This is a genomic window from Amycolatopsis sp. NPDC041971, assembly GCF_055588925.1.
On record NZ_JBVJCE010000001.1, the window covers coordinates 978,259 to 1,001,987 of the forward strand.

Annotated in this window: 23 protein-coding genes; 12 read left to right on the forward strand and 11 right to left on the reverse strand. The window is 69.2% G+C overall.

The window, feature by feature from the left end:
• Window positions 1-444: 444 nt before the first annotated feature.
• From ACZ6DT_RS04900 to ACZ6DT_RS04920, 5 genes are all read left to right on the forward strand, one after another.
• Complete coding sequence (locus ACZ6DT_RS04900) at window positions 445-1,161, forward strand: SGNH/GDSL hydrolase family protein (protein ID WP_465588656.1); 717 nt, start codon at window positions 445-447, stop codon at window positions 1,159-1,161.
• Window positions 1,162-1,286: 125 nt separating this feature from the next.
• Window positions 1,287-1,448, forward strand: a complete 162-nt coding sequence (locus ACZ6DT_RS04905; protein WP_465588659.1) for a hypothetical protein — start codon at window positions 1,287-1,289, stop codon at window positions 1,446-1,448.
• 332 nt (window positions 1,449-1,780) lie between these two features.
• Window positions 1,781-2,386: an RNA polymerase sigma factor gene (locus tag ACZ6DT_RS04910; RefSeq protein ID WP_007030724.1), complete on the forward strand. Its 606-nt coding sequence runs from the start codon at window positions 1,781-1,783 to the stop codon at window positions 2,384-2,386.
• Entirely contained in the window at window positions 2,383-2,862 is a 480-nt protein-coding gene (locus tag ACZ6DT_RS04915) for a carboxypeptidase regulatory-like domain-containing protein (RefSeq protein WP_125780735.1), read from the forward strand. The genes ACZ6DT_RS04910 and ACZ6DT_RS04915 overlap by 4 nt, the downstream gene beginning before the upstream one ends.
• A 42-nt stretch (window positions 2,863-2,904) precedes the next feature.
• The gene (locus tag ACZ6DT_RS04920; protein WP_465588662.1) at window positions 2,905-5,505 is read left to right on the forward strand and encodes a CHAT domain-containing protein; all 2,601 of its coding nucleotides are present in this window, start codon (window positions 2,905-2,907) and stop codon (window positions 5,503-5,505) included.
• Between the two features lie 277 nt (window positions 5,506-5,782).
• On the opposite strand, the gene ACZ6DT_RS04925 is transcribed toward ACZ6DT_RS04920, so the two are convergent.
• The gene (locus ACZ6DT_RS04925; RefSeq protein WP_465588665.1) at window positions 5,783-6,223 is read right to left on the reverse strand and encodes an SRPBCC family protein; all 441 of its coding nucleotides are present in this window, start codon (window positions 6,221-6,223) and stop codon (window positions 5,783-5,785) included.
• A gap of 49 nt (window positions 6,224-6,272) precedes the next feature.
• Between ACZ6DT_RS04925 and ACZ6DT_RS04930 the strand changes: the two genes are divergently transcribed.
• On the forward strand, window positions 6,273-8,237 hold the full coding sequence (locus ACZ6DT_RS04930) for an FUSC family protein (protein ID WP_465588667.1): 1,965 nt from the start codon (window positions 6,273-6,275) through the stop codon (window positions 8,235-8,237).
• A 3-nt stretch (window positions 8,238-8,240) separates the two neighbouring features.
• Here ACZ6DT_RS04930 and ACZ6DT_RS04935 read toward each other — a convergent pair whose 3' ends face one another.
• The gene (locus ACZ6DT_RS04935; protein WP_465588670.1) at window positions 8,241-8,864 is read right to left on the reverse strand and encodes an AAA family ATPase; all 624 of its coding nucleotides are present in this window, start codon (window positions 8,862-8,864) and stop codon (window positions 8,241-8,243) included.
• Window positions 8,865-8,953: 89 nt separating this feature from the next.
• Between ACZ6DT_RS04935 and ACZ6DT_RS04940 the strand changes: the two genes are divergently transcribed.
• The 3 genes from ACZ6DT_RS04940 to ACZ6DT_RS04950 all read left to right on the forward strand — a co-directional run bounded on the left by ACZ6DT_RS04940 (window position 8,954) and on the right by ACZ6DT_RS04950 (window position 10,797).
• Entirely contained in the window at window positions 8,954-9,292 is a 339-nt protein-coding gene (locus ACZ6DT_RS04940) for a hypothetical protein (RefSeq protein ID WP_396554655.1), read from the forward strand.
• Between the two features lie 202 nt (window positions 9,293-9,494).
• On the forward strand, window positions 9,495-10,427 hold the full coding sequence (locus tag ACZ6DT_RS04945; protein ID WP_465588673.1) for a TauD/TfdA dioxygenase family protein: 933 nt from the start codon (window positions 9,495-9,497) through the stop codon (window positions 10,425-10,427).
• A gap of 136 nt (window positions 10,428-10,563) precedes the next feature.
• Window positions 10,564-10,797: an antitoxin gene (locus ACZ6DT_RS04950; protein WP_465588676.1), complete on the forward strand. Its 234-nt coding sequence runs from the start codon at window positions 10,564-10,566 to the stop codon at window positions 10,795-10,797.
• 81 nt (window positions 10,798-10,878) lie between these two features.
• Here the strand turns inward: ACZ6DT_RS04950 and ACZ6DT_RS04955 are convergent, their stop codons facing one another.
• The 5 genes from ACZ6DT_RS04955 to ACZ6DT_RS04975 all read right to left on the reverse strand — a co-directional run bounded on the left by ACZ6DT_RS04955 (window position 10,879) and on the right by ACZ6DT_RS04975 (window position 16,083).
• On the reverse strand, window positions 10,879-11,832 hold the full coding sequence (locus ACZ6DT_RS04955; protein WP_465588866.1) for a prephenate dehydrogenase: 954 nt from the start codon (window positions 11,830-11,832) through the stop codon (window positions 10,879-10,881).
• Window positions 11,833-12,055: 223 nt separating this feature from the next.
• Window positions 12,056-14,074 carry an oxidoreductase gene (locus ACZ6DT_RS04960; protein WP_465588678.1) on the reverse strand — a complete coding sequence of 673 codons (2,019 nt, stop codon included), beginning with the start codon at window positions 14,072-14,074 and terminating at the stop codon, window positions 12,056-12,058.
• A gap of 9 nt (window positions 14,075-14,083) precedes the next feature.
• Complete coding sequence (locus ACZ6DT_RS04965) at window positions 14,084-14,620, reverse strand: PadR family transcriptional regulator (protein WP_465588681.1); 537 nt, start codon at window positions 14,618-14,620, stop codon at window positions 14,084-14,086.
• A gap of 119 nt (window positions 14,621-14,739) precedes the next feature.
• Window positions 14,740-15,588 carry an SAM-dependent methyltransferase gene (locus ACZ6DT_RS04970; protein ID WP_465588684.1) on the reverse strand — a complete coding sequence of 283 codons (849 nt, stop codon included), beginning with the start codon at window positions 15,586-15,588 and terminating at the stop codon, window positions 14,740-14,742.
• A 27-nt stretch (window positions 15,589-15,615) separates the two neighbouring features.
• Complete coding sequence (locus ACZ6DT_RS04975; RefSeq protein WP_465588687.1) at window positions 15,616-16,083, reverse strand: MarR family winged helix-turn-helix transcriptional regulator; 468 nt, start codon at window positions 16,081-16,083, stop codon at window positions 15,616-15,618.
• A 142-nt stretch (window positions 16,084-16,225) separates the two neighbouring features.
• On the opposite strand from ACZ6DT_RS04975, the gene ACZ6DT_RS04980 reads away from it, so the two are divergent.
• Together ACZ6DT_RS04980 and ACZ6DT_RS04985 are read left to right on the forward strand one after the other, a co-directional pair.
• A complete protein-coding gene (locus ACZ6DT_RS04980) occupies window positions 16,226-17,173 on the forward strand; it encodes an alpha/beta hydrolase (protein WP_465588690.1) in 948 nt (315 codons plus the stop codon).
• A 124-nt stretch (window positions 17,174-17,297) separates the two neighbouring features.
• The gene (locus tag ACZ6DT_RS04985; RefSeq protein WP_465588693.1) at window positions 17,298-18,515 is read left to right on the forward strand and encodes an alpha/beta hydrolase; all 1,218 of its coding nucleotides are present in this window, start codon (window positions 17,298-17,300) and stop codon (window positions 18,513-18,515) included.
• 273 nt (window positions 18,516-18,788) lie between these two features.
• Here ACZ6DT_RS04985 and ACZ6DT_RS04990 read toward each other — a convergent pair whose 3' ends face one another.
• Window positions 18,789-19,679: a serine hydrolase gene (locus ACZ6DT_RS04990; protein WP_465588696.1), complete on the reverse strand. Its 891-nt coding sequence runs from the start codon at window positions 19,677-19,679 to the stop codon at window positions 18,789-18,791.
• A 132-nt stretch (window positions 19,680-19,811) separates the two neighbouring features.
• Here ACZ6DT_RS04990 and ACZ6DT_RS04995 point away from each other — a divergent pair, with 132 nt between their 5' ends.
• On the forward strand, window positions 19,812-20,408 hold the full coding sequence (locus ACZ6DT_RS04995; RefSeq protein WP_465588699.1) for a DUF4383 domain-containing protein: 597 nt from the start codon (window positions 19,812-19,814) through the stop codon (window positions 20,406-20,408).
• 3 nt (window positions 20,409-20,411) lie between these two features.
• On the opposite strand, the gene ACZ6DT_RS05000 is transcribed toward ACZ6DT_RS04995, so the two are convergent.
• The 3 genes from ACZ6DT_RS05000 to ACZ6DT_RS05010 all read right to left on the reverse strand — a co-directional run bounded on the left by ACZ6DT_RS05000 (window position 20,412) and on the right by ACZ6DT_RS05010 (window position 23,432).
• Entirely contained in the window at window positions 20,412-21,410 is a 999-nt protein-coding gene (locus ACZ6DT_RS05000) for a hypothetical protein (protein WP_465588701.1), read from the reverse strand.
• 92 nt (window positions 21,411-21,502) lie between these two features.
• Window positions 21,503-22,867, reverse strand: coding sequence for a nitrosuccinate lyase (locus tag ACZ6DT_RS05005; RefSeq protein ID WP_465588704.1), 1,365 nt, complete (start codon window positions 22,865-22,867; stop codon window positions 21,503-21,505).
• Between the two features lie 25 nt (window positions 22,868-22,892).
• Complete coding sequence (locus ACZ6DT_RS05010) at window positions 22,893-23,432, reverse strand: DinB family protein (protein ID WP_465588707.1); 540 nt, start codon at window positions 23,430-23,432, stop codon at window positions 22,893-22,895.
• Between the last annotated feature and the right edge of the window lie 297 nt (window positions 23,433-23,729).

Here is a 23,729-nt window from a genome sequence, read left to right on the forward strand (position 1 = left end):
GTAACCTACCATGCCCCACGACTCCCTCGAGACAAAAAAGCCCCCCGGTGGAGGGGGGTTTGGGGGGGTGGGGGGGGGGTGGTTTTTTTTTCCCCCCCCCCCCCCCCCCCCCCCCCACGACCAGCGCGACCAGCAACGTCGCCGCCAGTCTTTCCGCCCATTCGTCCAGCTCTTCCACGGGCGGCTCGCGGTCCTCGAAGGACGCCAGGAACGCGTACTGGAAACAGGCCCCGAGCAGCAGGGACGCCGACGCCTCCAGATCCGCGTCCTGACGGATCCGGCCGAGCCGGACCTCCTCGCCCAGGTGCTCGATGACGCGCCCGCGGGCCGACGTCGCCGACTACCTGCTCCGCACGGCGACCCCCGCATTTCGTCCTCTCGATGCGGTTGTCGCGTGCGCAACGATCGCATCGAGAGGACGAAACGCGGAAGTAGAGTCGCGGGGTGATCAGCCGTGCGGTGGTGCTCGCCCCGATCCTGCTCGCGCAAGCCGTCCGGGTGCGCCGTACGACGCCAAGGCTGCCCGGCGCCGCGGGGCCGGTAACGGGCCTCGTGCCGGGTGACGGCCGTCCGGTGCGGCTCGCGGTGCTCGGCGAGTCCACTGTGGACGGCGTCGGCGCGGCGACGCACGCCGAGGGGCTGACCGGACGGCTCGCGGACGAACTCGCGCGGAACGGCCGCGCGGTCGCCTGGCAGGCACTCGGCAAGACCGGGGCCAACGCCCGAGTGGTGCGCGAGGAGCTGCTGCAGCTGCTCGAACCCGCCGACCTCGTGGTGATCGCGCTGGGCGTCAACGACACGATCGAACTGCATTCGGCCGCGCGTTACCGGCGTGACCTGCTCGACCTCGTCGTCTCCCTGCGGCGCCGCGCCGGGCGGGTCCCGGTGGTGCTGGCGGGCGTGCCGCCGATGGGCCGGTTCCCCGCGTTGCCGCGTCCGCTGCGGGACGTCCTCGGCGCGCGGTCGGCCGCCCTCGACGCCGCGGCCGCGCGGCTGGCGTCGCTGCCCGGCGTCGTCCACGCCCCGATGCCCGCCGCGATGATGGACCCGGCGACCTTCGCCGAGGACCGCTTCCACCCCGGCCCCGAGGGATACCGGCGCTGGGCCGAACAACTCGCGGACGTGAGCCACCGGCTACTCAGCGATACTTTTCGCCGGTAAAAGCGCTGATCAGGTCACTCGCCTGCCACAAATCAAGAAATTTCCGCGAAAAAGCTGGCTCTGCGTGTATCTGGTGGCCGCCTCGTTGCGTCCTATGGAGCAGTCGAGGAAATGAGGGACACCCGATGACGACCAACACCGCACCCGTCAACGACGAGGCCACGGCCACCGAGGACCTCGAAGAGACCACGAAGCCGGGCCCGATCACGGTGCCGGTCCCGCCCCGCCCCGGCACGAGTCCGGACGGCAACTGGGACCCGTACAAGACGCCGCCGCCCGCGAACTGACCGCACACAGACGGGTGATGTCCGGAGGCCGAGGGGGCTGCCGGGCATCACCTCCGGGTGCTCCTTCGGGGGAGGGGGACGCCCGGACGCGGGCCCGTTGGGGAGCGGGCCCGGGGGGAGGGAAAAAGGGCCCGGCCGGTGCGCAGTCCACACCTACTCGCGCCGGCCGGTGCCTTTGCCCTTCGCCCCACCTCGAGAGTGAAGACCGGAAATTCCACAAAAAAGTTAGTGACTTGATGTATCCCAGAGCCTCTTGCACGCTCCTTCTCCCCGAAGGGCCCGCGATACTGCCAGCGCCGACACGCAGACACGTCCGAAGTGGGGCAGATACGGTGACCGACGTGCAAACGACCGAGGTAGACCCGCCATGGGAAGGACTGACCGGTGCCGACCTGCATGCCGCCTGTATGCGTGCGGCCCGGGCCGGTGACCGCCAGGCGATGGACAGACTTGTGCACGAGCTGACCCCGCTCGTGTGGCATGTCGCGCGCGCGAACGGGCTCGATCGCCTGACCGCCGAGGACGTTGTCCAGACGGTGTGGCTCGCCCTGTTCAGTCAGCTCGAGAAGCTCCGTGACCCCAAGGCGCTCGCCGCCTGGTTGATCACCACCACCAGACGTGAAGCACAGCATCCTTTCGGCCGCCGCGCCCAGCCCGTCCCGCTGACCGACGAGCTGGCCGAAAGCATGGAGAGCACCCATCCGGCTCCCGAGGAGGAAGCCGTCCGCGCCGACCGGGATCGCCGGGTCTGGCGCGCCTTCCTCCGCCTGCCGCACCGCTGTCAGCAGCTTCTTCGGCTGACCGTGCTCGCCGGGCGGGCCGAATACCAACTGGTCGCCGAAGCACTCCGTATGCCGCGCGGAAGTGTCGGCCCGACCAGGGGCCGTTGCCTCGAATCGATGCGCGACCTGCTGGCCCACGAAGGGGGAAGCCGATGAACGACCTCGGGACGCCGGGGGAGATGACCTCCCCGGGCGATGAGGACCTGCTCGCCGATATCGGGCGCTTCATGGACGAATTGGACCCGCCACCGGGAGATCTGGTGCAGCGGGTTCAGTTCGCGCTCGCGCTCGAGAATCTCGACGTCGAGGTCGCCCGCTGGGAACGGATGGACGCCACGGCGGGCGTCCGCGGCAGCGACACCGGCACGATCACCTTCACCGTCAGCGATCTGACCGTGATGATCAACCTCACCAAGATCGGCAAGAAACACCGGATCGACGGCTGGCTCGTGCCCGCCGGCGAGTACGGAGTGGAGGTTCGCGTCGCCGAGCACGGCACGAGTTCCACCACCGCCGACGAGGGAGGCCGGTTCGTGTTGGACAACGTCCCCCAGGGCACCACCCAGATCGTGATCCACCTCGGCGATGTGACCTGCCGAAGGACCGTCGTGACCCCCACAGTGGTGCTCTAACCGGACGGCTGTTCCGTTATGCGGCGCGGGTGTGCTCCCATAGTGCGTGTGCCCGCGCAGCTTCCCCTCGTCGACTCCGTAGTCGGGTCGGCGGCCGAGCTGCACCGCCGCGCCAGGGCCGCGGCGTCCGATCACGGGCCCGGCGCGGCGATCAGGTTGCTGCAACGGGGGTTGTCCCTGCTCGGGCCGGTGGAGGCGGATCGGCCCGACAGGCTGGAAATCCGCGTGCGGATGCTGGTCAGTCTGGCGGCCGCGGAAGCGGAGATCACGTCGCAAGAGGACGGTTTCGTCCGGCTGGACGAGGCCGAGCGGACGCGGCTCCTGTTGCCGGGCGGTGAAGTCCGGCGGGAGCTGGGTTTCATCGTCGTGCTGCAACGCGCCCTGGTCATGATGCGCGTGGGGCGGCTCGACGAATCGCTCGCGCTCTACAACGCGGTGATCCCCAGGCTGGTCGCCGAGACGGGCGAACACAGTCTCCTGCTGACCCGGACCTTGGTGAACCGCGCTTGGCTCCAGCTCCAGAAGACCAATCCCGACGGCGCGCACCGGGACCTCGTCGACGCACTCGATCTCGCCGTCGAGCACGAGCATCGAATGCTCGAAGGAAAGATCCGGCACAACCTGGGTGATCACGCCCAACTGCTCGGCGACATCCCCGAAGCGCTCAGGCACTACGAGCAGGCGGCGTCGATCTTCGTCACCGAAGGCCCCGGTTCACTGCCGCTCGTCCGGCTCGACCAGGCGAAGGCGCTGCTCACCGCGGGCCTCGCCGAGGAGGCGGCGCGGCATCTCGACGAAGCGATCCCCGAACTCCGCGGCAACGGCGCGGTCCACGTCGTCGCCGAAGCCGAGGTCGCGCGAGCGGGAGCCGCCATCCTCGAAGGCGATCACGTCCTCGCGAAGAGGCTCGCGACCTCCGCCCGGCGCAGCTTCCTCCGCCGCGGCAACGGCCGGTGGGCGGAGATCGCGGAACTCACGCGGTTGCGTGCGGACGCGGTGAAAATGTTGGCGGACAGGGAGAAGAAGCCTTCCGCGAAACTGCCCGGCCGGCTCGCCGACCTCGCCGTCCGGTTGGCCGGGCTCGGTCTGCGCGACGAAGCGGGCGCGGCCAGGATGTTCGCCGTGCGGTTGCTGATCCGTCGCGAAGAGACGGTCGCCGCGGAGGAACTCCTGGCGCAGGTCTCGAAACCCCGGCAGACCACGCCGATCGACCACCGGATGCAGCTGCGGTTGTGCCGGGCGGAACTCGCGGTCGCGTCCCACCGGCCGCGTTCGGCCCTCGCGCAGGCACGGGCGGGATTGGCGGAACTCGGGCAGATCCGCGACCGCATGGGCGGGCTCGACCTCGTCTGCGGGACGGCGGCGCACGGTGAGGAACTGGGCAAACTCGCGCTGACACTGGTGCTCAAGAAGGCGAGGCGCAGCGGCGCCGGGGCGAAGAGCCTGTTCGCGTGGCTGGAACGCACGCGCGCTCAGGTGTACCGCTACGAACCGCTCCCGATCATCGAAGATCCGGCGCTCGCCCGGCACATCAACGAAATGCGGCACGTGCAAGGGACCATCCAAGCGCGGCGACTCTCCGGTGAACCGGTCGGGAAGCTCGAGGAACGCTACGACCGGTTACAGCAGGAGGCGACCAGGCTCGGGTGGTACACCAGCCAATGGGGTCGTCCGCGGCCGGTCTCGACACCCGATGAAGTGGTCGAACGGCTCGGGGATCGCGTGCTGGTGAGCCTGATGGGTTACCGCGACACGTTGTACGCGGTGGTCGTCGACCGCGGCCGGTTCCGGCTCGTGAAGCTGGGCCCGCTCGCGGAGATCATCGAGACCGCGCGGCAGTTGCACGCGGACCTCGACGCGCTGGCTCCGGACAACCTGCCCGGGCCGCTCGTCGAAGTCGTCACCGGTTCCGCCCGGCGCCGGGCGGACAAGCTGGACAAGCTGATCTCCGCGTCGCTGGCGAAGACACTGGAGAACCGCGAGCTGATCATCGTGCCGATCGGCCCGCTGTACGCGTTGCCGTGGGGTGCTTTGCCGTCACTGCAGGGACATCCGGTGTCGATCGCGCCGTCGGCGACCGCCTGGGTGACCGCGACGGGACGACGGAACTCCGGTCCGGTCCTGCTCGCCGGCGGGCCCGGGGTGCCGGGTTCGGTCGGTGAGGTGCGGAACCTGCGGACGGTGTACCCGCACGCCAGGCTCGTCGACGGGAAGGACGCGACCAGCGACACCGTACTGTCCGCTTTGGACGGTTCCGGGATGGCGCACCTGGTCGCCCACGGCGCGCACGAACCGGCGAACGCGCTGTTCTCCCGGCTGGAACTCGTCGACGGCCCGTTGTACGCGCACGAAACCGCGCGGCTCGCGAAGCCGCCGGAACGGGTGGTACTGGCCGCGTGCGAACTCGCGATGAGTCACATCCGGCCCGGTGAGGAGGCGCTCGGTTTCGCCGGGACGCTGCTCGCCAGCGGATCGCGGACGGTCATCGGCGCGATCGCGCGGGTCGGGGACAAGGCCGCCGCCGCCGCGATGTCCGACCTGCACCGGCGGCTGGCCTCGGGGACCGCGCCCGCCCTGGCGCTCGCCGAAGCGACCGCCGCCGATCCGCTGCGGCGCCCTTTCCTGTGCCTGGGCGCCGGCTGATCTTTCGGTGAGGGGCTGAAGGGAACTTCCCCCGCGTCTGATGCGGTGGAGGTTCCCTTCTTCGCGTCTGATGTGGTCGAAGGGAGCCTTCCCCTCGTCTGATGTGAAGAAAGCCTTCACCACGTCCCATGCGGGGGATGCCTCCTCTTGGCCCACCTCCGGAGTTGTCCACAACCATCGCCACCTGTGGGCAACCCCGCCGACCAGCCCTTTCCACCGCCCATCACCGGTAGACTGGACTCGGGGTCGCCCCCCTTGGGAAGGGCGGGGGATGGGGTCAGGCGCGTTCGGCGTGTTTCACCAGGCGGGTGGCCAGGATCGAGACCACCGCGCGCAGAGCGGAGCGGACGGCGGCGCCGGTGCCCGGCAGCGGTTCGGTGAATCGGCCGGTCCACCGCAGATCCGTGCCGCCGGCAGCGTTCGGCGTGAACGAGACCTCGGCGCGGTAGTCCTTCAGCGGCGCGGGGCCCGCGAAGCCGTAGACGTGTTTTCGGTCCTGTTCGTACTCGAGCGTCTCCTCGTGGAGATACACCGGCCACAGGCCGACGGCCCGGACGGCGCCCACCCCGTCCGCGCCCGGTTCCCGCGCCCAGCGCGAGTGGAACACCACCGGCTTCGCCCATTCCGACCACCGGGAACCGTCGGCCTCCAGCGCGAACAGGGAAGCGGGCGAGGCGCTGCTCGTCCGGTTGATCTCGAAGGAGTACGTCTTGCCCATGTGGCGACGATAACCGTTCCGGCCGCCACGGATAAGTCAAAATGGGCGCGTGAGCACGTCGCGCCGCGAGATCGCCGCACCGCATTGGCTGGTGCAGTTGCTTCGCAGCACACCGGTTCCCATTCCGTGGAACATGGTCGCCCGCGCCGTCCTCGCCCTCGCCGTACCGCTGGCCGTCGGCTACGCGCTCGGCGACATCGGTGTCGGCGCGCTCATCTCCACCGGCGCCCTGCCCACCGTCCTCTCCGAATCCGCGGGCCCGTACCGCTACCGTGCCCGGCGGCTCGGCGGCGCCACCGCGGCCGCCGCCCTCGGTTACTTCGCCGGGCTGGTCACCGGCGGCGTCCCGGTCGCGTCCATCCCGGTCGTCGTCGGGGTCGCGGCGGTGTCCGCGCTGATCAGCGCGGCGGGCAGCAACGCGTCGGTCGCCGGGTTGCAGATGTTCGTCTTCTGTGTGCTCGGCACCGGCCAGCACGTCACCGGTCTGCGCGTCGAAGTCCTTCTCGCTTACTTCTGCGTCGGCGCCGCCTGGAGCCTGCTGATCGCGCTCGCCACCTGGACCTTCCGCGCCACCAGCCCCGAACGCGGCGCCGTCGCGCACGTCTACGTCGAACTCGCCGCGATGCTGTCCGCGACCGACGAAGCCACCTCCCGCGTCGCGCGCCACCAGCTCACGACCGCGATGAACACCGCGTACGACCGGCTGCTCACCGCGCGATCCTGGCTCTCGGGCCGCGACGCCACCTACCGCCAGCTGCTCAACCTGCTTTCGGCCAGCACCCCGGCCGTCGAGGCGTCGGTCGCGATGGTCAACGCCGGCCGCCGCGCCCCGGCAGACGTGATCGACCACTTCGTCGCGACCTCGGCCGCCGTGCTCGCGAACCAGGAACTGCCGGAGCCGCCCGAAGCGCCCGAAGACGCCGATCCGGTCCTCGCCGCGCTCTACGCCGGACTCGGCCGGATAGGCAAAGGCGACAACCGGAAACGGCGTGAGGTCCAGCCGTGGCACAAGCGCCTCCGCGGCTGGGCGGGTTCGCTCGTCTCCGGTCCGCTCACCTGGTTCGCCGCGCTGCGCCTCACGCTGTGCGTCGCGATCGCCGAAGTCGTCGCGCTGCTCGTCCCGTTCGAACGCTCCTACTGGATCACGCTCACCGTCGGCATCGTCCTCAAACCGGACTTCGGTTCGGTGTTCGGCCGCGCCATGCTGCGCGGCATCGGCACGGTGATCGGCGTCGGCATCGGCGCGGCGGTGCTCGCCGCGGGCGGCGAAGGCTGGCTGCTGGTCCTGCTGATCGCCGTGTTCGCGGGTGGCGTCGCGGTCGGCAAGGTCCGCAACTACGGCATCCTCAGCGCCTTCGTGACGCCGCTGATCATCCTGCAGATGGACCTCGCCAGCACTGGGAGCTGGGACGTCGTGCTGGCGCGGCTCGTCGACACCGTGCTCGGCTGCGCGATCGTCCTGCTCTTCGGCTACCTGCTCTGGCCGGGCAGCCGACGGCCGCAGGTCGGCGGACGGCTCGCCGACAGCCTCGACTGCCTGGTGAAATACCTCGACAAGGGTCTCGTGCTCGCGCCCTCGGGCGAAGCGAGATTGGAACGCTCACGCGCCCGCCGCCGCGCCTACCGCGCACTGGCCGACCTGCGGACGGCGTTCCAGCAGGTCATCGTCGAACCCTCCGCCGCCGGACGGCAGGCCGTCGCCTGGTGGCCGGTGATCGCCGGCCTCGAACGCGTCGCGGACGCCGTCACCGAGGTCGGCGTCACCCTCGGCCGCGGCGTCCCGGCCCCGGCCGCCGCCGATATCGCCCTCCTGACGGCGGCCCTCACCGAACTCGCGGCCGCCGTCCGCGAGGAACGGGATCCGGCGGAGATGCCGATGCCCGAAAACGAGCAGTTGTCCGGCGTCGTCGACCAGATCGGCGCCGCCTTCGACGCCGTGCGCGGTCCCGACCTCGTCGAACGCGCGCCCCTGCGGCTCGTCCGGCGGTTCCTGCCCTACCACCGCAGGGCCTGAGTATCAGCCGAACCGGATGTGCTTGACGCTCGTCCACTTGCGACGGACGAGGCCCCGCAGCGCGCTGTCCGTGTTCGGTTCGAGTGCCAGCCCGGCCGACGCGGCGATCCGGTCGGCGACCTGCGCGACGGTGAGCATGTCCGTATGGATGTGTTCGCCGAACTCCGCGCCGCTCAGCCGGTCCAGGCAGAGGTCGAGCTTCGACACCGCGAAGGTCTCGCGTTTCGGCGGGACGCCCTTCCGTCGCACGGAGTGGACGACGCCACGTTCGCTCAGCCGTCGCAGCACGGTCTCGCGCCGGGCCAGCAGCGCGAAGTGCCGGACGTCGTGTCCGCGCTCTCGCAGCCTGCCGACGATCTCCTCGAAGTACCGCGGTTCCACCAGCGTCATCGGCACGACCACCGGACCGTCCTGCTTGCGGAGTATCAGGTCGAGTACCTCGAAAACACCCCGACGCCACGCGGACAGGTCCTGGAAGTCGGCGCGCAGCCGCGGCGGCATCATCCGGTGCAGGCCGAAACCCGCGACCTCGGGATCGGACAGGACACTGCCGGGAAGGCGCCGGCGCAGTTCGTGCGCGGTCTGCGTCTTGCCACCGCCGAACGGGCCGTTGATCCAGACGAGCATGTCGCCGACCCTAGCGAAGCAACCCCCCGGATGGGGGAGCGTGAGCATCGTCTCGAACTAATGTTCGATTTTTCACGCATAATCGACGCATGCTCGACACTGGTGACACGCTGCCGCCGGGGCCGCGTCACCTGCACATGGTGCGGCCCAACCAGCCCGTTTGGGTCGATCTCAAGCTGGTGTATCCCGTCGGCGCGACGAAGACCCGCCTGCCCGACGGCCTGGACCTGACCGCCACGGTCCCCGGACTGCTGGGGATGTGGCGGGCGACGACGACGGCGCACTGGGTGGGCTGGGTCACCTTCCAGCTGGGTCCGGTCGGCCGGGGTGGTACGACGCACTCGCAATGGGTGCTGGCCGAGGCGCTGCGGCCGCGCGAGGAACGGAACACGTGGTCGGGTAGCTACCCCTCCGAGCGGAGACGATGATCGTCCCGTCCCGCGGACGATGTTGACCGCACGCCGAATCGCGCCCACGATGACCCCGTGTCCGTCCACTGGGAGTCCGCGCCGACACGTTCGGCCGGCGAAGGCATTGCCGCATTGCTCCTACGCCGTGGACGGTTGGGTTCTCCGCCCGCCTAGCTCCTCGTCTCGCCAAGTCATCCGACGGTGAATCCAGGGAGCACGTATGTCCATCGCACTGCCCGACCGTGTCCTTCTCCGCCCCGCGACCGTCCCCGACGGCGGGATCCTCGAAGGGCCGCGGCTGCTGCGGCGCCTGCCGGAGGGTGCCGAAGAACGCCCCTATGAGCTTTTCGCGCTGCGCCCGCTGGGACGGCTGATCGGTGCCGAGATCGGCGGCGTCGACCTCGCCCGGCCACTGACGCCCGCTCTCCACGCGGAGCTGAACCGCGCGCTGCTGGAGTGGAAGGTGCTGTTCTTCCGCGATCAGGACATCACTTCGGCGCATCAACGCGCCTTCGCCGCCAACTGGGGTGAACTGGAGACGAACCCGTTCATCCCGAAGGGGGAGACCGAGGACACCACTCGTTTCACCCGGTCGGCGAGTATGCCCGCGTTCGAGAACATCTGGCACGTGGACGTCACGTTCCGGCCCGCGCCGGCGCTCGGTTCGGTCCTGCGGCTGCTCGAGGTCCCGCCGGTCGGCGGCGACACGATGTGGGCCGACATGGCCGCCGCCTACGACAACCTGCCGGAAGAGATCCGTGAACGCGTCGACGGGTTGACCGCGGTGCACGACTTCATCCCCGGTTTCGATCGCTTCTCCGACCCGGAAGTGTTGCTGCGCCACCAAGACGCCTTCCCGCCGGTCGAGCACCCGGTCGTCCGCACACATCCGGAGACCGGGCGGCGAACCCTCTTCGTCAACCAGGCCTTCACGACCCACATCGTCGGCATCGACCGCGACGAAAGCGACAGGCTCCTGCGGTACCTGTTCAGCCGCGCGCACATCCCGGAGTTCCAGGTGCGCTTCACCTGGCTCCCCGGTTCGGTGGCCTTCTGGGACAACCGCGCCACCCAGCATTACGCGGTCAACGACTACCACCCGCACGCGCGAGTGGCCGAACGCGTCGCCATCGTGGGCGACCGGCCGTTCTGAGTGCCTGTCGGTGAACCCGCGCCGCGATCGACGTCGGCAGGACGACCTGGCAGAGCACGTTCCTCTGGGCTCTGAGCGTCCCCGCGACGGGTGATCGTTCGCACGGGTTCACCGGTACCTGTGTGACGATGAGGCCATGGGCATCAATTTCGATGAATTGAAGAACAAGGCCACCGACGCTCTCCGTGAGCACAACGACAAGATCGAGGGCGGCCTGGACAAGGCGGCGGGCTTCGCCAAGTCGAAGTTCTCCGGCCACGACTCGCAGATCGACTCCGGTGTGGAGAAGGCGAAGGGCTTCATCAACAAGTTCGACGACACCCCGGACAACCCGCCCCAGCAGGGTCAGCAGCCGCCGCAGGGCCAGTAACCTCCCGCATTTCGTCCTCTGAATGCGGTCCGTACTCCACTCGCGAGAGGGGAGACGGGCGCATTCAGAGGACGAAACGCGTCAGGAGACGTCGCCGATCGCGGTGTCGCCTTCGATCGCGGTGATCCGGCCACCGCGCTCGCCGAGGGCGATCAGGCCGTCGCGCGCGTCCGGAGCGGTCAGGCTGACACGCACCCCCGCGCGTTCCGCGTCCTTGGCGGCCGCGAACGCTTGCGCCCCTTCGTTGCCCGCGTTGACCGTCACCGCGAGGCCACCCGTCGAAGCCAGCGAACCCCGCGCGGCACCGAGCCGGCCGAGCGCCTCGTCGACGATCGGCAGCAGCGCGTCCCGGTTGCCCTCGGTCATCGCCCGCACCAGCGCCGGACTCGAGCCGGCCACGCGCGTGCCGTCCGTGTAGGACCCGGCGGCCAGCGCCATCGCCAGCGGACCGCCCTGCGCGCCGATCGTGGCCAGGATGGCCGCGAAGATATGCGGCAGATGCGAGATCCGCGCGACCGTCTCGTCGTGCGAGTCCGCGGGCAACGGCACGACGTGCGCGCCGAGGTCCAGCACCAGCCGGGCGACCTCCGCCCACGCCGTCAGGTCGGTGTCGTGCTCGACGCCCAGCACCCACGCGGCGCCATCGAACAGCGCCGGGTCGCTCGCCTGCCAGCCGGAGTTCGCCGTCCCGGCCATCGGATGCCCGCCGACGAACTTCGCGTAGGCCGCGCGGCGGCGGACCGAGTCGAGCACCGGGCCCTTCACGCTGGTCACGTCGGTGAGCACGCAGTGCCCGGCGACCCGCGAAACGGTCCGAAGCACCTCTTCGACCGCGGGCAGCGGCACCGCGAGCACGATCATCGCGTCCCGCTCCGCCGCCTTGCTCAGCGCCGCTTCGACCTGCGTCGTCACGTCGAAACCCGCTCTGCTGGCGGCGTCCGCGTCAGCTTCGGAGGTCGTCGCCCCGAACGTGGTGCGGCCGACCGAATGCGCCGCGCGCAACAGCGAACCACCGATCAACCCGAGCCCGATCACGCATACGTCCCGCACAAGGGTTCATCCTGCCACTTGTGAGGCCCCACGTCAGAGACTGTCGACGGAGTCGAAGAGGGAATCGGAAAGCGATCGAACGCGTGAACCCGCCCCGGCCGAAGGCCCCGCCATCGCGGTGGCAGGACGCCCTGGCCGCCGTCGTGAGGCGGAGGACAAGGCCGCGTCCTGCCGACGTCGATCGCGGCGCGGGTTCATCAACAGATACTCAGAGAACGGCGGCGAGGCGGGTTCCCTGATCGATGGCCCGTTTGGCGTCCAGTTCGGCCGCGACGTCGGCGCCGCCGATCAGATGCACCGGCAATCCGGCCGCCCGCAGGTCGTCGGCGAGGTCGCGCACCGGCTCCTGGCCCGCGCAGACGACGACGGTGTCCACGTCGAGCAGACGCGGCTTGTCACCGACGGTGATGTGCAGGCCGTCGTCGTCGATCCGGTCGTAGGTGACCCCGGTGAGCTGTTCGACGCGTTTGGCCTTCAGCGCGGCCCGGTGCACCCAGCCGCTGGTCTTGCCGAGTCCCGCGCCGATACCGGACTTCTTGCGTTGCAGCAGGAAGACCTGCCGCGGTGACGGCTCGACCTTCCGCTCGGTCAGCCCGCCCGCGGCGTGCTCGGGGTCGGTGACACCCCATTCGGCCATCCACGCGTCGAGATCGAGCGCGGGGGAGGTGGTGTGCGTCAGGAACTCGCTGACGTCCACGCCGATCCCGCCCGCGCCGATCACGGCGACCTTGCCACCCACCGGTTTCCCATGCCGGACGACGTCCACATAGGACAGAACCTTGGGGTGGCCGATACCCGGGAGCGACGGCACCCGCGGGGTCACGCCGGTGGCCAGCACGACCTCGTCGAAGCCGGCGCCGACGAGATCGTCGGTGGTCGCACGGGCGCCGAGGTGGACCTTGACGCCGGTGACCTCGAGCCGTCGCGTGTAGTAGCGGATGGTCTCCGCGAACTCCTCCTTGCCGGGGATCTTCCGCGCGATCCCGAACTGGCCGCCGACCTCGTCGTCCGCCTCGAACAGTTCGACGGTGTGCCCGCGCTCGGCGAGACCGGTCGCGGCCGCGAGCCCGGCGGGGCCGGCGCCGACGACGGCGACGCGTTTGGTCTTCCGCGTGGGCGAAAGCCTCAGCGTGGTCTCGTGGCCCGCACGCGGATTCACCATGCAGGACACGAGTTTCCGTTTGAACGCGTGGTCGAGGCAGGCCTGGTTGCAGGCGATACAGGTGTTGATCTCGTCCTCGCGTCCGGTCTCGGCCTTCCGGATCCATTCCGGGTCGGCGAGGAACGGCCGCGCCATCGACACCAGGTCCGCGTCACCGCTCGCCAGCGCCTCCTCGGCGACCTCGGGCATGTTGATCCGGTTCGACGTGACCACCGGAATTTCGACGTGCGGTTTGAGCTTCCCGGTCACCCAGGTGAACGCCGCGCGCGGCACGGACGTCACGATCGTCGGCACCCTCGCCTCGTGCCAGCCGATGCCGGTGTTGATGATCGTCGCGCCCGCCGCTTCGACCTCCTTGGCCAGCGCGACGACGTCTTCCCAGCTTTGGCCGCCTTCGACGAGGTCCAGCATGGACAGCCGATAGATGATGATGAAGTCCTCGCCGACCGCTTCTCGCGTGCGGCGCACGATCTCGACGGCGATCCGTCGCCGGTTTTCCGCGCTGCCGCCCCACTCGTCGGTGCGCTTGTTGGTCCGTTCGGCGAGGAACTGGTTGATGAAGTATCCCTCGGACCCCATGATCTCGACGCCGTCGTAACCCGCTTCCTTGGCAAGGAAGGCACAATCGGCGAACGCGCGGATCTGGCGCAGCACGCCGTACCCGGAAAGTTTCCGAGGTTTGAAGGGGTTGATCGGCGCCTTGACGCCGGACGCGGAGACGCTCAGCGGATGGTAGGAATACCGGCCCGCGTGCAGGATCTGCAGCGCGATCTTGCCGCCCGCCTCGTGCACCGGCTCGGTGAGTCGCCTGTGCGCCTCGGCTTCCGCACGCGTCGAGAGCTTCGACGCCAGCGGCAGGAGCCAGCCGGTCCGGTTCGGCGCGAACCCGCCGGTGACGATCAGCCCGACGCCACCGCGGGCGCGTTCGGCGTAGTACTCGGCCAGTTGCGGGAAATGCGCTTCCTTGTCCTCGAGGCCGGTGTGCATCGAACCCATGATCACCCTGTTGCGCAGGGTGGTGAAGCCGAGATCGAGGGGGGACAGCAGGTTCGGGTACTGGCTCATCGCTGGTCCTTACGCATCGTGGTGGAATGCCCGGAGGACTTCTTCGAGCCATTCGACATGGCCCTGTTCGGTACGGATTCCTCCGCGCAGCACGAGGAACTGGTGCAACGACCGTCCACTGAGGACGCCGGGATCGGGGAAGTCGTGCTTCTCGATCAGCAGGTAGGCGTCGAGGCGTGCCGCGTGCGCGTCGCGATGCCGGGTGACCTCGGCGGCGACGGCGGCCGGATCGCCGAGGGTCGCGCCGCGGATCTTCACGGCGAGTTCCCTGGCGGTGGCCGACGGATCGGGTTCGGCGAGCCAGCGGGCGAGTTCGGCCCGCCCCGCGTCGCCGACGGTGTAGACCTTCTTGTCGGGTTTCCCGGACTGCGCGACCTGGTCGACGGCGACCCAGCCCGCGTCCTCCATCCGCTTGAGAACGCGGTAGATCTGCTGGTGGGAGGCGTTCCACCACAGTCCGATGGACTTCTCGAAGCGACGCGTCAGCTCGTATCCCGAGCCGGACCGCTCGGACAGTGAGACCAGGATCGCGTGCTCCAGTGCCATGCACCTAGTTTCATATGCACCTAGTTGCACGGCAAGGCGACCTGGGTCACAAGTCCGTGAAGGCCTCCTTGAGGGACCCAGGGTCCCTCAAGGAGGCCTTCACGGACCGAAAGGGAAAGCTACGGCTTGCGGGCGATGCCCCCGATGACGCGCGACTCCGAGGGGGTCGCGGCGAAGATCGTCTTCTCGTCCGGGTGCCACGCCGGCGCGTAGACCAGTCCCGGCTCCAGCAGCGGCCAGCCGCCGAAGAACCGCCGGAACTCGTCCATGGTGCGCAGGAAACCGGGGTTCGTCGTGGTCTCGTAGTATTCGAGGATGTCGAGCAACGCCTGTCGTTCCTCGTCGTTGGCCGGGTTCTCGTTGGTCATCTGCGAAAGCACCAGCAGCGAACCCGGCGCGAGCCGGTCGCGATAGAAGTCCAGCAGCGCGTCGGGATCCTGCTCGTCCTTGATGAAGTGCATGACCGCGTTGATCACCAGCGCCACGGGCTCCCGGACGTCGATGATGCCGGAGTCCATCACCCGTTCCCACAGGTCCTCGGGGTCGAACAGGTCCGCGGCGATCGCGTGGTGCCGGTCCGGGTCGGCGGTGTCGGCGAGCAGCAGCGTCGAATGCGCGAGGGCGATCGGCTCGTTGTCGATGTAGAGGACGTGCGTGTCCTCCTGCGGCCGCGCCTCGTCGGCGACCTCGTGCACGTTGCCCGCCGTCGGCAGGCCGGAGCCGATGTCGACGAACTGACGGATGCCCTGTTCGGCACAGTGCCGCACGGCCCGGCCGAGGAACTGCCTGCTGGTCTTGCAGTAGTCGCCCATGAGCGGCAGGCGCTCGCGCACCTTCTCGGCGAAATTGCGGTCGATGGCGTAGTGCGTGTCGCCGCCGATGAAGTAGTCGTAGACGCGGGCCGCGGACGGCCGGTCCAAGCTGTTCTCGACGGCCTTGAGCGCCGCGTCGTGATCGATCATCGTCATCCCTTTGTCCGCGCCGGAAATCCCATGCTAACCGGCCGGGACGTAGGTCTCGCGGTAGGCGTTCACGGATTCTGTCAAGCGATCGAGTTCCGCGCGGGTGCGGGCGAGACCGGCCGCGTCGAGGCCGATCGCCTCCCCGATGATCTTCGGGATGCCGCTCGCGCGCTCCCGGAGCCGCGCGCCGTCATCGGTCAGGCTGACGCGAACGGACCGTTCGTCGTCGGCCTGCCGGTCACGCCGGACCAGTCCGGTCTTCTCCAGTCGCTTGAGCAGGGGCGACAGCGTGCCGGAGTCGAGGTTCAGTACCGTGCCGAGTTCCTTGACCAGCCGCTCGTCCTCCTCCCAGAGCGCGAGCATCACGAGGTACTGCGGATAGGTCAGGCCCAGGTCTTCGAGCACCACGCGATAAAGCGCGGTCACGGCCCGCGATGCCGCGTAGAGCCCGAAGCACAGTTGATCGTCAAGGCACAGCGACCCCGCGTTGTCCGTTGACATCGGTCCTCCTCGTCCCATGATGCGTCGATCATGCCCCAGCCCGCCACTTGAGTGGGCCAAATCTCCTTGCGTGATTTTAAGTTGTGCACAACTGAGTTGCGAGCTATCTTCAACTCGTCGACTTCAGCTCCAGGAGGCAGAAATGACCGCCAACCCGCACAATCTGGCCCTTGAACCCGCCGCGCAGGCCTTCGTGGAGGCCACCGCCAATCCGCCGTTCCTCTTCCAGCTGCCGCCGGAAGAAGGACGCAAAGCCGTCGACGAGGTTCAGGGCGGCGACGTCGAACTGCCCGCCGCGGACGTCGAGACCACGCACGTCGACGGCGTCGAGGTCCGCATCGTCCGCCCACGGGGCGTCACCGGCCCGCTGCCCGTGATCGTCTACATCCACGGCGCAGGCTGGGTCTTCGGGAACTTCCACACCCACGAGCGCCTGGTCCGCGAGCTCGCCGTCGGCGCGGGCGCGGCCGTCGTCTTCCCCGAATACGACCGCTCGCCGGAGGCGCGATACCCGGTCGCCATCGAGCAGAACTACGCCGTGGCGAAATGGGTCGCCGAACACGGTGCCGAGAACGGGCTCGACGGCACGCGGATCGCGATCGCCGGTGACTCCGTCGGCGGGAACATGACCGCCGCGCTCACCCTGCTCGCGAAACAGCGCGGCGACGTCACCTTCCGCCAGCAGGTGCTCTTCTACCCGGTCACCGACGCGAACTTCGACACGGAGTCCTATCGGCGGTTCGCCGAGGGCTACTTCCTCGCCCTCGAAGGCATGAAGTGGTTCTGGGACCAGTACACGACAGACCCGGCGCAGCGCGCGGAAATCACCGCGTCGCCGCTGCGGGCAGGCCTCGACGAGCTGGCGGGCCTGCCGCCCGCGCTGGTGATCACCGCGGAGGCCGACGTCCTGCGCGACGAAGGCGAGGCGTACGCCGCGAAGCTGCGTCAGGCCGGTGTTCCGGTGACGGCCGTGCGGTACCAGGGCATCGTCCACGACTTCGTCATGCTGAACACGCTGCGCGGAACGCACGCCGCGGAAGCCGCGATCACGCAGGCGATCGGGGTGCTGCGCACCGCACTCGAAGGCTGAGTGGTCCGTCCAGGGTGACCCGCGTCACCCTGGACAACACTTTCCGGTGGCCGCACGTCTCTTGATCCAGATGTGGGAAGTGCGGTGCGGGGGCGTGCCGCGGCCGGAGAGGGACACGATCGCCATGGGACTGGGACTGAGTGCCATCCGGCTCGATTCCACACTGAACCTCGTCGTCGTCTTGGTGCTGACGCTGCTCGCGATCATCGCCGTGCCGTTCCTCTGGGAACGCTGGCGCCGCAAGGTTCTCGGCCGCAGCACCACGATCCTCGCCGCGGTGGTGCTCGTCGTGGTCAGCACCGCGATGGGCGGGAACATGATCGGCGGGTTCTTCCCGACGCTCGGCGCCCTGTTCGGCACCGGCGTGTACTCGGGCGAGAGCGTCGACGCCGTCGCCGGCCAGAACGGTTCGGACCTCGACAAACTGCGGGACGCCGGGGCGATGCGAGCCAAGGAGGGCAAGGGATCCGTCGTGCACATGACGGTGACCGGCGAACGCACCGGCCTCACGCGCGACGTCTCGGTGTACTTCCCGCCCCAGTACTACGATCCCGCGTACCGGGCACTCAAATTCCCGGTCATCGAATGGATCTCGAACTACCCGTCCGGCCCGGAAGTGGTCACCGGCCCCTACGAACTGCCCGCCAAGCTGGACGCGGCCATCGCGAAGCACGTGCTTCCGCCGACCCTGGTGATCATCCCGGACCCGACCGGGAAACCGAAGGTCGGCCACGACACCGAATGCATCGACGAGGTCAACGGCACCGCCAACGACACCTACCTGACCGCCGACATCCGCGACTGGGCGATCGAGAAACTCGGCGCCAATCCGCAGCGGAAGGCGTGGACGATGGCGGGCTGGTCCTCCGGCGGGTACTGCGCGATGAACCTGGTGACCCGGCATCCGCAGTGGTACGGCCAGGCGGCGAGCGTCAGCGGCTACTACAAGGCTTCGCTGGACGCCGAGACGGAGAACCTGTTCAAGGGCAGGCAGGACATCGCCGACGCGAACACGATCACGGTGACCCTGCGGAAGCATCCGTCGCCGGTGGACATCCTCGCGATCGCGGGGGACAAGGAAAGCTTCGAAAGTTTCTCGATCGACCAGATCCAGGCGGCCGTCCGCCCGCCCGCGACGCTGTCGTCGTGGCGGATCCCGGACGCCGGGCACAACATGAACACCTTCAAGGCGCAGGTTCCCGACGTGCTGGCGTGGATCGGCGCGCGGACCGTGCCGCCGTGCTCGCCGCAGGACAAGAAGATCATCACCAACGGTGGGGTCACCCCGTGGCCGCTGCCCAACACCGGCGCCAAGGGCGCGCTGGTCGACGTCGTCGAGTAGCTGACCGCGCTTGGCGCGATAAGCCTTGGGAATACAAGCGAAACCGGTCGGGAACCCGGTTCCCCGCTGTTCTCGTGACCGAGCCCGGGTGCTGGAGGCGGCACTCGCCCTTGTCTGTCCACTTGAGACTCAAGCGGCGCCGAAGAGCCCGAGCCGGCAAGCCGATCGCGCACAGCGTCAGCACGTTCCCGCCTCGTCACGGCGGGCAGACTCGCCTCGGTGCTCCATGACGACCTCCCGGAAAGAGTGGCGGATGGCCCCTGTCCACCTTGCTTACGGGCGATCAATAGCGGGAAGTAGTGCTTCCACCACGTCGGTCACTCGTTTGCCGGCGCCGGCATAGGTGGTGGACGTCGGTTGGGAAGTCAGTACGACGACGATGTAACGGTCGTCTTCGCCGACGACGCCGGAGCTGTGCAGGACGCGGGAGCCGCGGCAGCACGCCCAGCCCTGCTTGATCGACCAGGGGAGGGCGCCGACGGCGTCCGGGATGCCGAAGTACTGCCGAATTCCGTCGGAGCCGCTCTCCGTCGCGCCGCTCAACGCCCGCATGATCGTCGTCCGCGTTCCCGCGCCCGCCTGGTCCAGCAGGTAGCGGTAGATCTTCACGATGTCCGCGGCGGTGATCCTGGTGTCACCCCAGCGGCCGGGGTCCTCGGGCGGACGCGTGCCGCCGAGGCCGATCTCGGCCGCCCACCGGGTGACGATGACCGGCCCGCCATGGGCCGACCACAGCCTGCTGGCGATGCCGTCGTCGCTGGCCGAGAGCATCCGCTGCACGGTGCTCGCCGGTGTGCCCGCTCGAAGCGCTTCCAGCGCGATGAGGAGCTTCACGAGTGACGCCGAGGTGTAGGAACGCTCCGATCTGAGGGAAACGGCGTTCTTCTTGGCCGTGCGGTCGTAAACGACCGCGCTCACCTGCCCGCCGGGGACGAGATCCGCGAGGGCCTGGGTGTCGACGGATTTCGGCGGTGGACCTGGCACCGCCGAGGACGACGGGGGCCGGGATTCGACCGGCACCGGTTCGGCCTCCACGGTCAGCGCCCCGGCCCTCGACGCCGCGATCGCCGCCGGGGCGGAAGGCGACGGCGGAACCAGCGCCATCGCGATGACGGCACCCAGGCACAGCCCCACCAGGAGGAAGACCCCGCTTGCTTTGCCCACACGAGTTATTGCCCGAACCACCCGTTCGTGTTCACGGCTAGGCCATTCGGACGCGGCGGTTTGCCCGGGAGGACCTCGGGGTACCCGGCCCGCAGCTTGAATTCAGAGTCGCCAACTCTGGGAGGCGGAGTAATGGCACGTGCACAACGCGCTCGTATCCGAACGGCGGGACTCCAACCCGCTCAGGTCCTCGCCGGGCTGGCCAGCCTGGCTTTCCTGGTGTTCGGAATCATGGGCTTCACCAGGACCGGGTTCGCCGATTTCGCCGGCCGCAGCGATGCGACCGTTCTCGGATTCTCGGTGAACCCGCTTTACAACCTCGGGTTCGTCCTGCTGGGCGCGATCGGTCTGCTGCTGACGTTCGGCTCGGGCCGGTCCCGGGCCTTCGGCTTCCTGACGTTCATCGCCTTCGGGGCGCTGTTCGTCTGGGGCCTCATGATCACCGGGACCGTTTCGACCAACCCGGTCTCACAGGCGGGGAACCCGTTCAACCTCAACGGGCCGGACAACTGGCTGCACCTCGGCCTCGCCGCGCTCGGGCTGGTGATCGCGTTCCTGCCCGCACGGCACAAGGTGCTGCTGCCTGAGGACGAAGAAGAACCGGTGGTGACGGACCGGGCGGACAGTGCCACGGTCGTCGAGCCCGTCCGGAACGATCCGCGACGGCCGAAGCATGAGAAAGGCCCGGCCACCGCTCATGAAGAACGACCACCGGGCCTCGCCCACTAGGTCTCAGTAGCCGGATCGGGCGGGAGCGTCTTCCTTCTTTTCGGAGGCGGCGCTCCCGCTCTTTGCGGCCTTGTTCTTCACCGGCGCGGTGCTTTTGCAGCCCGCGGGCTCGATGACGAACCAGGTGCCGCCGACGCCGTGACCGTTCGCCTCACCGGCGTTCGCGTCCTTGGCATAGCGGTAGACGGCCCAGCCGCCGACGGTGACCTGCGTGGTGCCGTCCGCGCGCTTCACCGTGCCGAGCAGCTTCTGATCGATGCCTTCGAGCTGGACGTCGCCCTCGGCGAGCACCGGCGGCCAGGTTTTCGCGCAGTCACCGTTGCAGGTCGGCTGCTTGTTCTTCTTGTCCTTGGTGAACATGTAGAGCGTGAAACCGTCCTGGTCCACAATGGCCGGTCCGATGCCGTCGACGTCGCTCGCGACCAGCTTCGCGGCGCCGTCCGTCTTCTGCTCGGCCGGCGCCGCCTCGGCTTCCTCGGCTTCCTTGGCCGCTTGGCCCGCCTTGCCGCCCTTGGCGTTCGCGGCGTACCAGGTGCTGCCGACGCCCTGCCCCTTCGTCTCGCCCGCCTTGGCGTCCTTGGCGTAGCGGTAAAGCGCCCAGCCGCCGACGGTGACCTGCTTGCGGCCGTCGGCGCGGGTCAGTTCGCCGACCAGGGCCTGATCCACGCCTTCGAGCTGGACGTCGCCCTCGGCGAGCACCGGCGGCCAGGCCTTCGCGCAGTCACCGTCGCAAGTGGACTTCGGCGGCTTCGTGCTGTCTTTGTCGAAGCGGTACAAAGTGAACCCGTCCTTGTCGACGAGCACCTGGCCGAGATTCCCGGCTTCGGCCACGGCCACCTTGGTCTCGCTCTTGGCCGCCGGGGCGTTCCCGCCCGCCCCGGCCACCGCGGCGGCGGGAGCGACGGCCGGCGCCGCCGTCTCGGTGCCGCCGGAGCAGGCCGACAACGCGACCAGGCCCACGGCCGCGGACGCCGCTGCGACGGCGAAACGCTTGCGAAGCATGGGATTTCTCCTTGTTCGTAGGGGTTCCGCGGCTTGGCGCGGTGAGCTTTGTACCCCCTACACGGAACCCTCGCGGGACCGGTTCAAGAAGTTCACGGATTTTCTTCGCGGGCCTCCAGCGCGACGTCAGTGAGCACTCCGGCCGAACCGGTGTAGTTCGCGGGATCCAGCAGGCCGGCGAGGGATTCCGCGGAGAGCACTCCGGTTATCTCCGGCAGCTCGGAAAGAACGTCGCCGAGGGCCCTGTCCTGCTCCAGCGCGAACTTGGACGCCTGGCCGAGGACCTCCTTGGCCCGCGCCTTGCCGAGCAGCGGGGCGAGCACGGTCGAAAGCCGCTCGGAGACGATCTGGCCGTGCGTGAGGCCGAGGTTCTCGCGCATGCGCTCGTCGTTGACGACCAGCCCTCGGGCGAGCTCGGCCGCCGTATGCGCGGCGCCGCCGGTCAGGCGCAGGCACTCGCGCAACAGCTGCCACTCGGCGTGCCACGCGCCCGCGGACCGTTCGTCCTCGGAGACAAGGGCCTGGGTGACACCGGTGGCCAGCACCGGGACCTGCAACGCGGCCGAACGGATCAGCGTCGCGAGCACCGGATTGCGCTTGTGCGGCATCGCCGAGGACCCGCCACGACCCTTGCCGGCGGGTTCGGTGACCTCCCCGACCTCGGTGCGCGTCAGGAACTGGACGTCGACCGCGATCTTGCCGAGCGCGGCGGCGGTGAACGAAAGAGCGGCGGCGAGGTCGGCCGTCGGGGTGCGAAGGGTGTGCCAGGGGAGCGTGGACTCGGCGAGGCCGGTCTCGTCGGCGAAAGCCGTCTGAAGCCGTTGCGGATAGCCGTCAGGCAGGTCGGCGAGCCGCGCGTACTCGGCGTACGCGGCCCTCGTGCCCGCCGCGCCCCCTAGCGAGACCGGCAGGACGACCCGGTTCAGCCTGTCGAGCGCGTCGAGGGTCAACTGACGCCAGCCCGCCGCCTTGAGCCCGAACGTGGTGGGGACCGCGTGGGCGGTGAGGGTGCGCCCGGCCATGATCGTGTCGCGATGCGCGCGGGCGAGATCACGCAGCGCGTTCGCCGTCGTCTCGAGGTCCGCGGTGATGAGCGCCCGGGTCCGCGCGGCGACCAGCATCATCGCGGTGTCGAAGATGTCCTGGCTGGTGGAACCGCGGTGGACGTACTCCGTCCCGGCCGCCGCGGTCAGCTCCTTGATCAGCCCCACGACCGGGTTCGCCGTGTCGCGGGCCGCCCTCGCCAACGCGACCACGTCGATCTCGACCGACGCGGCGGCCTCGGTGATCGCCTCCGCGGCGGCCTGCGGGATCAACCCCGTGCCGGCCTGCGCCCTGGCGAGCGCCGCCTCCGTGTCCAGCAAGGCCCGCAACCAGGCGAGATCACCCGTCGCCGCCTCGGCGGGCGTGCCGGCGCGGACCGGGGACAGGAGGCCGGAATCGGGATCGGCGTTCATCGGCCCAGCATCGCATTTCAAGGTCTCAGTGGCCTGTCCTCCCGTCGATGCGCTCGCGCAGCAGGTCGGCGTGCCCGGCGTGGCGCGCGTACTCGGCGATGTGACGCGTCAGCAACCACCGCAGCGAGAACGGCTCCCCGTCGCGACGGCTCTTGCCCGTGTCATCGAGCGAAGCGGCCGCCACGATCTCCCGCGACCGCGCACACTCCTCATGCCAAGCCGCCCACGCGGCCTCGACGTCGCCACCGGTGTCCTCGAAGTCCTGCTCAGGCCACTCGTCGGAGTAATAGAGCATCGGGACGTCCTCACCCGCGAACTGGAGGCGGAACCACCAGCGCTCGGTGCCCGTGAGGTGCCTGAGCAGCCCGTGCAGCGACAACCCCGACGGCTCGATCGCCCGCAGGGCCAGCTGCTCCGGCGTCAGCCCCTGGCACTTCAGCTCGAACGTGCGACGATGCCAATCGAGCGCGGACGTCAAGATCTCGCGCTCACTCGCCACCCGCGGAGGCTCCGGACGGTCGCCCTCCCAACTGGCCGAGTAGTTCTCGTCAGGGATCGTGTCCATGCCCCCGACCCTGGCAGAGACCCCCGACAATTCCGTGGCGCTCCGGCGGCGCCCCCGCCATCCTGGTCGTCGGCGGCGGTCTACTAGACTCGACCGCACGGGCCGTTAGCTCAATTGGTAGAGCTGCGGACTTTTAATCCGTAGGTCTATCTTGCGCCTTCATGGGTGCCTTCCTAACAGTAGGCGTTCTACCTGCTGTTTTCTTGGATCTGTCATGCCGATCGGCCGGTATTGCACCCGCGCGGTGCTCCGTCGGTGCTCCTGTGTCGACGGGGTGCTGGACGAGCTCACGGCATG